Source organism: Rhodococcus sp. NPDC054953 (assembly GCF_053609225.1).
In genome coordinates, this window is record NZ_JBSGXD010000008.1 from 66,395 (window position 1) to 79,259 (window position 12,865).

15 protein-coding genes are annotated in these 12,865 nt (G+C 69.7%); 5 read left to right on the plus strand and 10 right to left on the minus strand.

Translation table 11 applies throughout. From position 1 onward, the window contains the following. Window positions 1-5: 5 nt before the first annotated feature. Window positions 6-827, plus strand: a complete 822-nt coding sequence (locus ACWF62_RS08065) for a class I SAM-dependent methyltransferase (RefSeq protein WP_378506159.1) — start codon at window positions 6-8, stop codon at window positions 825-827. 54 nt (window positions 828-881) lie between these two features. Further along, on the plus strand, window positions 882-1,769 hold the full coding sequence (purU, locus tag ACWF62_RS08070; protein ID WP_378506158.1) for a formyltetrahydrofolate deformylase: 888 nt from the start codon (window positions 882-884) through the stop codon (window positions 1,767-1,769). 79 nt (window positions 1,770-1,848) lie between these two features. Here purU and ACWF62_RS08075 read toward each other — a convergent pair whose 3' ends face one another. The 6 genes from ACWF62_RS08075 to ACWF62_RS08100 all read right to left on the minus strand — a co-directional run bounded on the left by ACWF62_RS08075 (window position 1,849) and on the right by ACWF62_RS08100 (window position 7,022). Next, window positions 1,849-2,871, minus strand: coding sequence for an alpha/beta fold hydrolase (locus ACWF62_RS08075; protein WP_378506157.1), 1,023 nt, complete (start codon window positions 2,869-2,871; stop codon window positions 1,849-1,851). A gap of 62 nt (window positions 2,872-2,933) precedes the next feature. After that, window positions 2,934-3,851, minus strand: a complete 918-nt coding sequence (locus ACWF62_RS08080) for an AurF N-oxygenase family protein (RefSeq protein WP_378506156.1) — start codon at window positions 3,849-3,851, stop codon at window positions 2,934-2,936. Between the two features lie 142 nt (window positions 3,852-3,993). Next, a complete protein-coding gene (locus ACWF62_RS08085; protein ID WP_378506155.1) occupies window positions 3,994-4,287 on the minus strand; it encodes a DUF2516 family protein in 294 nt (97 codons plus the stop codon). Between the two features lie 76 nt (window positions 4,288-4,363). Further along, entirely contained in the window at window positions 4,364-5,242 is an 879-nt protein-coding gene (locus tag ACWF62_RS08090) for a heparin-binding hemagglutinin (protein WP_378506154.1), read from the minus strand. Further along, window positions 5,235-5,672 (minus strand): helix-turn-helix domain-containing protein, encoded by a 438-nt coding sequence (locus ACWF62_RS08095; RefSeq protein WP_378506153.1) that lies wholly within the window; start codon window positions 5,670-5,672, stop codon window positions 5,235-5,237. Before ACWF62_RS08095 ends, ACWF62_RS08090 begins: the two co-directional genes overlap by 8 nt. A gap of 87 nt (window positions 5,673-5,759) precedes the next feature. Further along, window positions 5,760-7,022 (minus strand): DUF445 domain-containing protein, encoded by a 1,263-nt coding sequence (locus tag ACWF62_RS08100; RefSeq protein ID WP_378506395.1) that lies wholly within the window; start codon window positions 7,020-7,022, stop codon window positions 5,760-5,762. 98 nt (window positions 7,023-7,120) lie between these two features. Here ACWF62_RS08100 and ACWF62_RS08105 point away from each other — a divergent pair, with 98 nt between their 5' ends. Both ACWF62_RS08105 and ACWF62_RS08110 read left to right on the plus strand, forming a co-directional pair. After that, the gene (locus tag ACWF62_RS08105; RefSeq protein ID WP_378506152.1) at window positions 7,121-7,870 is read left to right on the plus strand and encodes a TetR/AcrR family transcriptional regulator; all 750 of its coding nucleotides are present in this window, start codon (window positions 7,121-7,123) and stop codon (window positions 7,868-7,870) included. Between the two features lie 49 nt (window positions 7,871-7,919). Continuing rightward, window positions 7,920-8,777 (plus strand): polyphosphate kinase 2 family protein, encoded by an 858-nt coding sequence (locus ACWF62_RS08110; protein WP_452629808.1) that lies wholly within the window; start codon window positions 7,920-7,922, stop codon window positions 8,775-8,777. Between the two features lie 19 nt (window positions 8,778-8,796). Here the strand turns inward: ACWF62_RS08110 and ACWF62_RS08115 are convergent, their stop codons facing one another. The 4 genes from ACWF62_RS08115 to ACWF62_RS08130 form a co-directional block, all read right to left on the minus strand. Next, complete coding sequence (locus ACWF62_RS08115) at window positions 8,797-9,018, minus strand: hypothetical protein (RefSeq protein ID WP_378506150.1); 222 nt, start codon at window positions 9,016-9,018, stop codon at window positions 8,797-8,799. A gap of 5 nt (window positions 9,019-9,023) precedes the next feature. Then, window positions 9,024-9,278, minus strand: coding sequence for a hypothetical protein (locus ACWF62_RS08120; RefSeq protein WP_378506149.1), 255 nt, complete (start codon window positions 9,276-9,278; stop codon window positions 9,024-9,026). 94 nt (window positions 9,279-9,372) lie between these two features. Beyond that, on the minus strand, window positions 9,373-9,939 hold the full coding sequence (locus ACWF62_RS08125; protein ID WP_378506148.1) for a type 1 glutamine amidotransferase domain-containing protein: 567 nt from the start codon (window positions 9,937-9,939) through the stop codon (window positions 9,373-9,375). A gap of 124 nt (window positions 9,940-10,063) precedes the next feature. Continuing rightward, entirely contained in the window at window positions 10,064-11,107 is a 1,044-nt protein-coding gene (locus tag ACWF62_RS08130; RefSeq protein WP_378506147.1) for an NAD(P)-dependent alcohol dehydrogenase, read from the minus strand. A gap of 147 nt (window positions 11,108-11,254) precedes the next feature. Between ACWF62_RS08130 and ACWF62_RS08135 the strand changes: the two genes are divergently transcribed. Continuing rightward, window positions 11,255-12,754, plus strand: coding sequence for an endoglycoceramidase I (locus ACWF62_RS08135; RefSeq protein ID WP_378506146.1), 1,500 nt, complete (start codon window positions 11,255-11,257; stop codon window positions 12,752-12,754). The last annotated feature ends 111 nt before the right edge of the window (window positions 12,755-12,865 follow it).

Below are 12,865 nucleotides of genomic sequence, written 5' to 3' on the forward strand. Positions count from 1 at the left end.
ACTGCATGGGTGCCGACGATCTCACCGCCGTGCGCAATGCGGGCGCGACCGAGTTCAGCAGGCTGACACCGACGGTGTGGGGTCCGGCGGGTGCGGCCCTGGCATTCCAGTTGCGGCTGCGGCCCGGCGAGTCGGTGCTCGACGTGTGCTGCGGCGCAGGCGCCGCCGCGCTGCCCGCCGCGGCCGCGGTCGGACCGACGGGGCTGGTGCACGCGGTCGACCGGGCCGACGACCTGCTCGAGCTGGGGCGCCTCGCCGCCTCCGACCGGGCACTGCACAACATCGATTTCGTGCGGGCCGACGCCGCCGCGTGGGAGCCACCGAGCAGCGTGCCGCGCGGTCGCTACGACGTGCTCTCCTGTTCGCACGGCGTCCACCTCCTGCCCCATCCGACGGCGGCCGTCGCCCGGCTGGTGCGGCTGCTGCGTCCGGTCGCGAAGGTCGGGGTCACGGTGTGGCGGCGGGGCGCGCTCGACCAGGTCGGCTCCGCGTTCGCGGACGCGCTGGCCCGGCTGGCGCCGGGGTCCCGGCCGCCGGACCCCCCGACGGCGTCGACGCGGCTCGACACCCCGGACGCTCTTCGCTCCTGGCTGACCGCCTATGGCGCGGGATCCGTCGAGGTCACCGAGCTATCGAATCTTCTGCCCACAACCCCGGAGCTGGCGTGGGATCTGGTGCTCGGGACCGCGTTGCGGGCACCGCTGCTCGCCCTGGCCGCCGACACCGTTGCTGCGGTTCGGGTCGAGTTCCTCGCGCTGCTGACCGAGCGTGATGTCGAGGTCGTCGACGCGGGGACACTCGTCGCGACCGCGGTGGTGGTGCACTGACGGCGATCGCCGGGTTGGGGGCCGGACCGGTCAGACACCTGCCAGACTGTGCGCATGAGTAGGCCCTCCGAAACCGACGACCGCCGCTACGTCCTGACCCTCGGCACCCCCGACCGGACCGGCATCGTCGCCCGCATCTCCACGTTCCTCGCCGACGTCGGCGGGTCGATCGTCGAGGCCGCGTATCACGCCGACCCGGACTCCGGCTGGTTCTTCACCCGGCAGGCCGTTCGCGCGTCGTCGATCGCGCTCGGACTGGACGAGCTGCGGGAACGGTTCGCGGCGGTGGCCACCGAGCTGGGTCCGGACACCGAGTGGACCCTGCACGATTCGGGTCAGCGCAAGCGGATCGTGCTGCTGGTCAGCAAGGAGGGCCACTGCCTGCACGATCTGCTCGGCCGCGCCGCGGGCGGCGAGCTCCCCGCCGACATCGCCGCGGTGATCGGCAACCATCCGGACCTCGAGGAGGTCACCCGCAGGCACGGCATCGACTTCCACTACGTGTCGTTCCCGAAGGACCCGGCCGACCGGGGCCCGGCGTTCGAGCAGGTCCGCAAGCTCGTCGACGTCCACGCCCCGGACGCCGTCGTCCTTGCCCGGTTCATGCAGGTGCTGCCCGCCGAGCTATGCGAGCACTGGGCCGGCCGCGCGATCAACATCCACCACAGCTTCCTGCCGTCGTTCGTCGGCGCCCGCCCCTATCACCAGGCCTTCACGCGGGGCGTGAAGCTGATCGGCGCCACCTGCCACTACGTCACCGCGGAGTTGGATGCAGGCCCAATCATCGAGCAGGACGTGATCCGGGTGGACCATTCCGACGAGGTCCGCGACATGGTCCGACAGGGACGCGACATCGAGAAGCTGGTGCTCGCCCGCGGACTGCGCTGGCACCTCGAGGACCGGGTACTGGTGCACGGCCGCCGGACCGTCGTCTTCAGCTGACGCGGCTCCGCCGCCCGTGCGTGATTTTCACCCCGGTCGGGGTGAAAATCACGCACAGTTGCGGGGTGCCGCGGCGCTCTCACAATTGCCGCAGGCGGCGAATCTCCGCATTCACCTCGGCAGGTGCCTCGACGGTGCTCATGTGCCCGATGCCGGGCAATCGGATCAGCCGGGACAGGTGCTCGTCGGCGTCGAGGCGTTCGCTCATCCGCACCGAGTGGATCTGCGGGGTGAGCCGGTCCGCGGTCCCGACGAGGACGGTGGTGGGCACCGTCAGGTGATCGAGTGACGCGCCGATGTCCAGCGTGCTCAACGCGCGTCCCCAGCCGCCGCGGGTGGCCGGGCTGCACTCGCGGACGATCCGCACGCAGAAGTCCACCTCCTGCCGGGTCGACCCGGGCGCGAGCGCGACGTACTGGACCCCCTTGCGGGTGAGCGGGCTCGCGATGAGCGGCGCCTTGGAGCCGAGGATCGCGGTGCCGACCGGGACCGGGATCGCCGGGCCGCGCTTCGGCCGCGGAATGATCGTCGTCTCGGCGACCAGGTGATCGGATCCGGTGCTCGCCAGCATCACCGCGGACGCCATGGCCTCGACGTGGTCGGGGTACTTCAGCGCCCACGACATGATCGACATGCCACCCATGCTGTGGCCGACGACGACCGCCTTCCGCCCGTCGGTGACGGTGGCGGCGAGGACGGCGTCGAGGTCATCCCCGAGCAGTTCCGGGGTCAGCGGCGTCGGCCCGATGCCCGTCCTGCCGTGGCCCCGCTGGTCGTAGACGACGACGCGGTAGTCGTCGGCGAGCGCGTTGATCTGCGGGTGCCAGAAGGTGGTCGAGCAGGTCCAGCCGTGGGAGAGCACGATCGCGGGGGCGCTCGGGTCGCCGTAGGCGAGCACGTGGATCGGATGCCCGTCCGCGGAGACCACCGGCACCGTCTCCGGATGCAGGATCGGGTCGGACAGTGCCGGGTTCGGCGCGTCGGTCGGTGCGGACGCGGCGCCCCGCCGCGAGCGGACGGCAGCGCCGACTCCGGCGACCGCGGCGAGGGCGGCGGCTCCGACGAACCATCGTCGCGCCGAGGCGCGTGAACTGACCGACACTGGAACTCCTTCACGGCGAGTTGCTGCCGGAAGGGCTTCCGGCAGCAGGTTTCTTGCGGGACTCAGAGGATGTGGGCGCGGCGCATCAGCAGGGTCGACGGACCGCCGATCAGCCCGATCTCGTCGAGGAACTCGATCGTCTTCGCGCTGCCGGAACGAATCCTGTCCTGGTAGTGCGTGTTCGACCGGGCCGCCGCGCGGGCCCGCGCCGGGTCAAGGCCCGCGGCCTCGTAGACCTTCGGATTCACCAGGCTGGTCACCACGAAGTAGGCGGTGACGCCGAGCATGAACCGGATCCGGGCGCGGGTGAATCGGGAGAGGCCGACGACGCGACGCGCGGCCTCCTCGCGGGCGAACTTGATGTGCCGGGCCTCCTCGAGGACGTGGATCCTGCTGACCGTGCGGGTGATCGGCTGGACCCGGTCGTCCTTCATGAAGTCCCGCTGCATCATGTCGAGGATCTCCTCGGCGAACAGCGTTCCACCGTAGGCGAGCGAGCCGCTTGCGGTGGCCTTGAACGGGCGAGCGGACTGCCGGATCCAGGCCCGCGGCTGGTACGACGGAACCCCGAATCGGGTGGCGGCCTTCGCGAACATCGTCGAGTGCCGGCATTCGTCGGCGATCTCGGTGAGCGCGAACTGGAAATGCGGCGTCGCGGGGTCGTGCGAGTAGACGTCCCGGAGCAGCATCTGCATCAGGATCATCTCGAACCAGATGCCGGTGCCCGCGATGCTCGCCGCCTCGTGCTTGGTCAGGGTGACGCGCTGCTCCTCGGTCATCGACTCCCACAGGTCGGTGCCATAGAGGCTGCACCACTCCGGTGTCATGCCGTACAGGTCGTCGGGGATGGGCGCATCCCAGTCGATCTCGACGAGCGGGTCGAACGATTTGCGGGCGGCCGACGCGAGCAACCGCGACGCGGTCTCCTGGCGGTTGCCCACCCGCATCGCGGTGGAGGGACTGTCGTGGACGATCGGCATGGCGACCTCCTCGTCGAGTGCCTCGGCCGACTGTGCCAGCCGCCGTCGGCGCCTTCCCGGTACGCCGACCTACACCTCAACCATGCGTCGTCGAGATACCCGTTGTCAACGGTATCTGTGACTTACATTCTCAGAAAGTTGGTCACCAGCGGGGGCCGCGCTGAACCTCGTCGACCCGCGGCCGCACATCGACCAGATAGACGCAGATCGCGACGACCGCGACGAGCCCGAACAGGGACACGACACCGAACAGGAACACCATGAGCATGGCGGCGGCGAGAATGCCGATCCAGATGGGCTTGCTGAGCTTGTCGACCGCGGTGAACGCGTCCGTGCGCTGCCGGACGGCATGAAACAGCGCGAAGGCACCCGCACCCAGGGCGAGGAGTCGGAGAGCGATCATGATCAGCGCGGTCAGGTTGTAGGCCGTGGTCACGAATCCATCCTAGTCGGCGACGGCTCCCCCGCCGCGGGTGCAGCGAGGGAGCCGTGCGTTCGTCCGTCGAGACGGGTCAGGCGTCGGTCGCCTTCGGCGCGGCCTTCTTGGCGGGCGCCTTGGTCGCGGTCGGCTTGGCGGCGGTCTTCGCCGGTGCCGGCTTGGCTGCGGTCTTCGCCGGGGCGGGCTTCGCGGCCGCGGTCTTGGGCTGCGCGGCCTTCGCCGGGGTCGCCTTGGCCGGGGCAGGCTTGGCCGCGGGAGCCGGGGCGGGCTTCGCGGCCTGCTTCGGTGCGGCGGAGGCCACCTTGCTGGCGGCCGACTCCGTGGTCGCCTCGGCCTTCTCGCCCGCCCCGACGAACCGGCTGGCCACCTGCTCGCCCGCGTCGGCGACGGCATCGGACACCTCGTCGGCCACGTCGCTGATCTTCTCCGCGGCGCGGCCCGCGAGCTTCGCGGCCTGCTCACCAACGGCACGGGTCTGCCGAGCCACGGTGCCCAGCGCCTCCTCGGTCAGCGTCGCGGCATCTTCGAACGCCGATTCCGCGCGCTCGAGCCCCTCCTCGACGGCCGCCTGCTTGCGCAGCCGCTCGACCGTTTCCTCACCGCGCTCGGCCAGCGAGGTGTAGATGTCCGATGCCACCTTGAGGTAGGCCTCGGCGACCTTGCGCAGCTCGTCGGCGGTGAACTTCTCGCGCAGCTCGGCGAGCTCCTCGGGCAGCTCGGACGGCAGCCCGGCGAGCCGCTCCCGCAGCGATTCGACGCCCTCGGTCAGGTCGCCGGTCAGCTTGTCGAAACGCTCCTTGGCGCCGTCGACGGTGAGGTCGTCACCGGCGGTGGCGGCGCGTTCGCGGACCTGCGCGACGACGTCGGCGACGGCCTGCACGACGACGTCGCCCGCGCCGACCGCGGCGTAGAGCGGGGTGATCACGGTGTCGAGACCCTTGATGTCAGTCATCTTCGTTCTCCTGTTGATCGGGCTGGGTTTCCGTTCGCGGCTCGTTCTCACGCCGGAACGATTCGTAGATTTCGAGGAGCACCTGCTTCTGCCGCTCGGTGATGGAGATGTCGGACAGCAGTGCGTCCCGCACCGGACTGGCTGGGCGTTGCTCGAGCAGTCCAGCCCGCATATACAGCACCTCGGACGACATCCGAAGGCCCTTCGCGATCTGGCCGAGGACCTCGGCGGACGGCTTGCGCAGCCCGCGCTCGATCTGGCTCAGATACGGATTGCTGACCCCCGCCAACTGCGACAGTTGGCGCAGCGACACCTGCGCGGCTTCGCGTTGCGACCTGATGAAGCCGCCGATGTCCTGCGCTGCAGAGCTGACCACCCGGGCCGCGACGTCGCCGGCACTGTCACCGGTCGATCGGGTGTCGTCGGTCATGCTCTGCCTCCCTCCCCTGTGTGCGCCGTCCACGGTACGGGAGGGTGCTAGCTCTTGCAAGCACTCGTGCTAGCAGGCGCGCTCACGTCACCCGAACAGCAGCTGCGACACCGTGTAGATCGCGAGACCCGCGAGCGCACCGACCACGGTGCCGTTGATCCGAATGAACTGCAGATCCCGCCCCACCTGCAGTTCGATCTTCCGGCTCGCCTCCTCGGCGTCCCATCGGGCGACGGTGTCGGTGATGATCGCGGTGATCTCGGTGGTGTAGTTCGCGGCGACGTAGCGCACGGCGGTGTCCAGCCAGCCGTCCACCTTCGCCCGCAGTTCCGGCTCGTCCCGCAGCCGCTCACCGAGACGGATCACCGTGTCCCTGGTCTTCCCGCGCAGCGCACTGTCGGGATCGTCGACCGATTCGAGGATCATCCGCTTGGCCACCTTCCACGCGGCCTCGGCCGCCCCGGTGACCTCCTTGCGGCCCATCAGTTCGGTCTTGATCTTCTCCGCCTTCGCCATCGTCGCGGGATCGTGCTGCAGGTCCTGCGCGAAATCGATCAGGAACCGGTTCGCGGCCACCCGCACCTCGTGGTCCGGGTTTGATCGCACCTTCCAGGTGAACTCGACGAGCTCGCGGTGGATCTTCTCGCCGAGCAGCAGGTCGACGAACTTCGGCGACCACGACGGGCTGTCGCGGTCGATGATCCGGTCGATCGTCGGCTGGCTGGCAAGGGCCCACTGGTGGGCCCGCTCCGCGAGCATGTCCAGCAGCGGCAGCTGCCGGTTGTCGGCGAGCAACTCCTCGAGGACCTTCCCGATCGGCGGTCCCCACGCGGGCTCCGCGATCCGGCGCACGATGGTGCTGTCGATGATCTGCTGCACGTCCTCGTCGCGCAGCACCCCGACGAAGGCGCGCAGCAGCGTCGCGGTCTCGGCAGCCACCCGCTCGGCATGGGTCGGCTCGGCCAGCCACGTGCCGACCCGCAACGGCACCTCCGCCGACCGCACCTTCTGCGACACCACGTCGGGCGCGAGGAAGTTCTCGCCGACGAAACTGCCGAGGCTCGACCCCAGCTGGTCCTTCTTCTTCTTGATGATCGCGGTGTGCGGGATCCGCAATCCGAGCGGATGCCGGAACAGCGCGGTCACCGCGAACCAATCCGCGAGCGCACCGACCATGCCCGCCTCGGACGCGGCCCGCACGTACCCCACCCACTCCCCCGCGCCCCGGGACTCCTGCCACCGGCAGAACAGGTACACCACGGTCGCGAACAGGAGAAAGCCCGTCGCCACCGCCTTCATTCGCCGCAGATCACGCCGCTTGGCCGCGTCGTCGACGCTCAACAACTGCATCACCTCGACAATTGTGCCGAAATTCGGCGAGTCACCGGGGAGGACCGGCTCCGCGCGGGGCGTGCGCCGTAAGCTGAACCGAAGATCGATCTGAACGGATGTGGCATACACCAGTGTCGAACAAGACAGCCCCCGACGCCGCCGAGGCCGCCGGCTCCGCACCCGAGGCGAAGGCGGAGAAGCCCGACGGGCGCAAGCGCCGCTGGCGCGAGCACAAGATCGCGCGCCGGGAGGAGCTGGTCGACGGCACCCTCGCCGCGATCCGGGCCCGTGGCCGCGAGGTCGGGATGGACGAGATCGCCTCTGAGATCGGCGTCTCGAAGACCGTCCTCTACCGCTACTTCAACGACAAGAACGATCTCACCAGCGCGACGATGACCCGCTGGGTGGAGACGGTCCTCGCCCCCCGCATGTACGCGGCGATCGGCGCCGACATGGACGAGTACGCGCTCGTCCGGGTCGCGATCACCGCCTACGTGGAGACGGTCGCCGAGGACACCGAGGTGTACCTCTACGTGATGGCGAACAGTTCCGGAGCCAGCCGTGACGTGGTCGCCGAGTCGGAGCGGATGATCGCCGAGGCGCTGTCCGCCGTCCTCGGGCTGAAGCTGCGGCAGATGGAGATGGATTCCGGTGGCGCGCTGCCGTGGGCGTACGGCATCGTCGGCGCCGTCCAGCTGGCCACCCACTGGTGGATCTCGAACCGGTCGATGACCGCGGAGGATCTGATCGACTACCTGGCGATGATGACGTGGGGTGGGGTGACCGGGATCGCCGCGGTCGCCGGCTCGCCGGCACGCTTCAAGTCCGTTCCGCACCCGCTGCTCGAGGAGCGGGACGGCCTCTAGATCCGCGCCGTTCCCGCCGAATGCGCGCGCCGAATGGCAGAGTCGCGGCATGGGCACGAGCGAGGGCTGGCAGGTTCCGGCAACCGAGGCGCTGCGCGTCACGTCCGACACCCGGGTCGCCGACCTGGACACGAACGGCATGCCCGGCTTCGCGGGCAACAAGACGCTGGGTGAGCGTCTCCTCGAGGAGCGTGGGGCCGTCCTGTCCGGCCTGCAGGAGAAGCTCTTCGCGAACGGCCGCAGCTCCGACGAGCACCGGTCGGTGCTGCTGATCCTGCAGGGCATGGACACCGCGGGCAAGGGCGGGATGATGCGCCACGTGATCGGGCACGTGGACCCGCAGGGCGTCGATCACGCCTCGTTCGGGGTACCGACCGCCGAGGAGAAGCGGCACCACTACCTGTGGCGGGTCAGGAAGGAACTGCCCCGCAGGGGGCAGATCGGCGTCTTCGACCGCTCCCACTACGAGGACGTGCTGGTGGTGCGGGTCCACGACCTGGTTCCGACGGGCGAGTGGGAGCCCCGCTACGACGAGATCAATCAGTTCGAACGGGACCTGGTCGAGTCCGGAACCACGCTGGTGAAGGTCGCGATGTTCGTCTCGCTCGACGAGCAGAAGAAGCGGCTCTCCGAGCGGCTGGAACGTCCGGACAAGCACTGGAAGTACAACCCGGGCGACGTCACCGAACGCGGCTTCTGGCCCGAGTACCGGGAGGCGTACCAGGCGATGCTGGACCGCACCTCGACCGAGCATGCCCCGTGGTACGCGGTGCCGTGCGACCGGAAGTGGTACAGCCGCCTCGCCGTCACCGAACTGTTGATCGACGCGCTGGAACGGCTGGACCTCGACTGGCCCGCCGCCAACTTCGACGTCGAGACCGAGAAGCGTCGCCTGGCGCGGTCCTGACCTGCGCCCGGCAGACCGGTCAGGGGAAGTGCGGCACGTCCAGGCCCAGCTTGCGGTCGTGCCGGACGGTCCCGCCGACGACGGTGACCGCAGTCGCGACCGTGAGCAGGAATACCCCGCCCGCGAGCGCCGCCCAGCCGCCGTACCCGCTGCCCGCCGCGACGAGGAACGTCCCCATCGAGATGACGGCCAACAGGGCGCACGCGAACCCCACCCAGCCAGCAACGATGTTCAGGCTCATACGGATCACTCCTTGACCGGCCACGCGGTTCCGCCCGGCAGCGGGAACCGCGGCGTATGCCGACGCTGTCTGTGGTCGTGGCGCACCGCGCCTCCGACCAGTCCGAGGCCGACCGCGACGGCGATCATGAACACCACCGCGGCGATCACCGCCCAGCCGGCGTAGCCCGATGCCGCCGCGACGACGGCCATCGCGAGGCTGATGACGGCGATGAGTCCGAGCGCGTAGCCAGCCCATTCGGAGAACAGATGCAGCTTCATCGTTCCTACCTCCTCGTCGCGAGGTTCGGCTGGTGTGACCGACGCTACGCCCGGTTGCCCGCCCGCGACAGGGCCCGCCGCCGCGGGCGGAACCTCACGCCCGGCCGATGAGCTCGGGGTGCTGGGTGAACTTGCCGACCAGCGCGTTGCAGAAGCAGCCGAGGTCGAGCAGGCCGCGGCTGGTGACCAGGTTCCGGTCGACGACGACCTTCTCGTTCACGTGCGTGCCCCCCGCGTTGACGATGTCGGTGCGCAGGCTGGGCCAGCTGGTGAGGGTCCGGCCGTCGACGACCCTCGCTTCGATGAGCAGCCAGGGTCCGTGCCCGATCGCGGCGACCGGTTTGCCGATGTGCATGAAGTGCCGCACGAACGCCACCGCGTGGTCGTCGGTGCGCAGTCGGTCCGGACCGAGCGTTCCGCCCGGCAGGATCAGCGCGTCGTAGTCGTCGACGTCGGCCCGGCCGACGAGCAGATCCACCGGGAACCGGTCGCCGAGCATCACGTCGGCGCGGTACGCCTGGATCTCGCCCGGCGCGATCGAGAGCAGCGCGGTGCGGCCGCCCGCCTCCTCGACTGCGCGGCGGGTCTCGGTCAGTTCGTCCTGTTCGACCCCGTCCGCGGCAAGCACCGCCACCCGGCGTCCGTGAAGTTGCTGGCCCATCGCCCCGACCCTTCATGCTGTGACCTACATCACGAGTATGACCCCTCGGCGGGCGATGCGGCTACGCCGCCCGTGCGCGATTCTCACCCCAATAGGGGTACGAATCACGCACGGTTCGCCCGGGTCAGAACGTCGCCGCGTCGATGACGAAGCGGTAGCGGACGTCGCTGCGCAGCACCCGGTCGTACGCCTCGTTGATCCGGTCCGCGGCGATGACCTCGATCTCTGCGGCGATGCCGTGCTCGGCGCAGAAGTCCAGCATCTCCTGGGTCTCGCGGATGCCGCCGACGTTGGAGCCTGCGAGGCTGCGCCGGTTGCCGGCGAGGGAGAAGCCGCGCAGGGTCAGTGGCTGCTCGGGCAGCCCGAGCATGACGAGGGTGCCGTCGAGCGCGAGCGTCCCGAGGTAGGCGTCGAGGTCGAGGTTGACCGACACGGTGTTGAGAATCAGGTCGAAGCTGGCGCGCAACTCCTTGAAGACCGCCGGGTCGGCGGTCGCGCGGTAGTGATCGGCGCCGAACCGCAGCCCGTCCTCCCGCTTCGACAGCGACTGACTGAGCACGGTGACCTCGGCGCCCATCGCGTGCGCGATCTTGACACCGACGTGCCCGAGCCCGCCCATCCCGACGATCGCGACCCGCGTGCCGGGCCCGGCGTTCCAGTGCCGCAACGGCGAATACAGGGTGATCCCGGCGCACAGCAGCGGCGCCGCGACATCGAGGGCGAGACCGTCCGGCACGGACACCACGAAACGTTCGGTGACGACGATGTGCGTCGAGTAGCCGCCCTGCGTGACCAGCCCGTCCTCCCGGCCGACGGAGTTATAGGTCGCGGTGACCCGGTTGGCGCAGTACTGCTCCTCGCCCGCCGCGCAGGGCGCGCAGGTGCCGCACGAGTCCACGAAACAGCCGACCCCGACGCGGTCGCCGACCCGGTGCCGGGTCACGTCGACGCCGACGCCCGTGACGATCCCGGTGATCTCGTGTCCCGGCACGACGGGATAGCGGGTGCCGCCCCACTCGTTGCGGGCGGTGTGGATATCGGAGTGGCAGATGCCCGCGTACTTGATCTCGATGAGGACGTCGAGCGGACCGAGGTCGCGGCGCTCGATGGAGGTCTTCTCGAGCGGGGCGTCGGGGGCGGTCGCGGCGAATGCGGAGACGGTGAGCATGCCCCTATGTCTATCCCCGCACCGGAGCCGTGCGCAACGCGGACCCCATGGGTGATTCGTCCGATTTCCCAACGAAACGCCGCCGCGGTGAGTAGCCTCGCCTGAACTGAACGAACGTCCAACTACAGAGTCGGGTCAAGGAGTCTGATGCGCAGGCCATCCTCCCTCGGGGCAGCGGCGATCGCGGTCGCGGCGCTGTTCACCACCACCGCCCCCGCGACCGCAGCGGAGCCACCCCCGCCCTCCACCCGGATCCACGTCGAGGGTCGCGACTTCGTCGACGAGTTCGGGCGGACCATGCTGCTGCACGGCGTCAACAACGTCGACAAGGATCCGCCGTACGTGATCCCCGGCGACGGCCTCACCCTCACCGCGGCGGACGCGGACCTGCTGGCCGGGTACGGCTTCAACACCGTGCGACTCGGCGTCGAGTTCGAGGCGCTGATGCCCGAGCGGGGGGTGCTCGACACCGACTACCTCGATCGCCTGGTCGGCGTCGCGGATGTGCTCGCCGAGCGCGGCCTGCACGTGCTGTTCGACAACCACCAGGACTCGCTCGGAAAACCATGGGGCGGGAACGGCTTTCCCGCCTGGTCGATCGAGTCCCGGCCGCGACCCGGCGAACCGAACCCCGGATTCCCGATGAACTACCTGATGCCGAGCATGCTGGCCGGGTGGGACGAGGTGTGGAACAACCGGGGCGGCGTCCTCGACCATCTGGGCACCGCGCTGGCGGCGCTCGCCGACCGGGTCGACGGCAAGCCCGGCGTGCTCGGGATCGAGGTGCTGAACGAGCCGTGGCCGGGCACCCCCTTCCTGACCTGCTTCCCTCGCGGCTGCCCCGACTTCGACCGCAAGTACCAGGCGGCCATGCAGCGGGTCACCGACCACATCCGCGCGGTCAGCCCGACGATCCCGGTGTTCTGGGAGCCGAACGTGACCTGGAACCAGGCGATGCCGAGCTTCCTCGGCGACCCCCCGATCGCGGACCCGAACATCGCGATGTCGGTGCACGACTACTGCATCCCCAGTCAACTGAGCATCTACGGCGGCGTGCTCGGCGGCGCGACGGCGGCCTGCCCGGTCCAGTACGACACGACCTGGCGGAACATCGATGCGCTGCGCGACCGGACCGACCGGCCGCTGCTGGTGACCGAGTTCGGGGACGTGGATCCGGAAATGTTGTCGGCAACGACATCCCGCGCCGACGATCGCTTCGTCGGGTGGCACTACTGGCACTACTCGTCCCGGTTCGGTCCCACCCCGAGGCCCGACCCGTTCACCGGTGAGACCGGACGGCAACTGGTGCGCACCTATCCTCGTGCGACGGCGGGAACCCCAGGCAGGCTTCAGTTCAACCCCGACGGCGGCGACTTCCGGTACACCTATACCGCGGCGGCGTCCGCGGCCCCCACCGAGATCTACACCTCCCCCCTGCACTACCCCGACGGGTACCTGGCGACCGTCGAGGGCGGCGAAATCACCTCCGCACCCGACGCCCGCCTCGTCACGGTGCGGGCGACTCCCGGTGCAACGGTGACGGTGTCGATCCACCGGCCGGACTCCGACGGCACCGATCTGCCCGGCACGACGAGCAGCACCGACGGTCTGTTCGCAGGCAGCCTGTCGGGATCCGCGGGCAGCTGACCGGTCTCGACACAGAAAGGCCCCGAACCGACATCGGTTCGGGGCCTTTCCATCCCAGACGACGGTGCAGTCTGGGCCCCTCGAAGCGCTCCGTCCGTGGCCGCGACCACT

Coding starts and splice junctions, on each gene's coding strand:
- ACWF62_RS08065 (WP_378506159.1), top strand. CDS start 6: ATGGGTGCCGACGATCTCACCGCCGTGCGCAATGCGGGCGCGACCGAG.
- purU (WP_378506158.1), top strand. CDS start 882: ATGAGTAGGCCCTCCGAAACCGACGACCGCCGCTACGTCCTGACCCTC.
- ACWF62_RS08080 (WP_378506156.1), bottom strand. CDS start 3,851: ATGCCGATCGTCCACGACAGTCCCTCCACCGCGATGCGGGTGGGCAAC.
- ACWF62_RS08090 (WP_378506154.1), bottom strand. CDS start 5,242: ATGACTGACATCAAGGGTCTCGACACCGTGATCACCCCGCTCTACGCC.
- ACWF62_RS08095 (WP_378506153.1), bottom strand. CDS start 5,672: ATGACCGACGACACCCGATCGACCGGTGACAGTGCCGGCGACGTCGCG.
- ACWF62_RS08100 (WP_378506395.1), bottom strand. CDS start 7,022: ATGCAGTTGTTGAGCGTCGACGACGCGGCCAAGCGGCGTGATCTGCGG.
- ACWF62_RS08105 (WP_378506152.1), top strand. CDS start 7,121: ATGTGGCATACACCAGTGTCGAACAAGACAGCCCCCGACGCCGCCGAG.
- ACWF62_RS08110 (WP_452629808.1), top strand. CDS start 7,920: ATGGGCACGAGCGAGGGCTGGCAGGTTCCGGCAACCGAGGCGCTGCGC.
- ACWF62_RS08115 (WP_378506150.1), bottom strand. CDS start 9,018: ATGAGCCTGAACATCGTTGCTGGCTGGGTGGGGTTCGCGTGCGCCCTG.
- ACWF62_RS08120 (WP_378506149.1), bottom strand. CDS start 9,278: ATGAAGCTGCATCTGTTCTCCGAATGGGCTGGCTACGCGCTCGGACTC.
- ACWF62_RS08125 (WP_378506148.1), bottom strand. CDS start 9,939: ATGGGCCAGCAACTTCACGGACGCCGGGTGGCGGTGCTTGCCGCGGAC.
- ACWF62_RS08130 (WP_378506147.1), bottom strand. CDS start 11,107: ATGCTCACCGTCTCCGCATTCGCCGCGACCGCCCCCGACGCCCCGCTC.
- ACWF62_RS08135 (WP_378506146.1), top strand. CDS start 11,255: ATGCGCAGGCCATCCTCCCTCGGGGCAGCGGCGATCGCGGTCGCGGCG.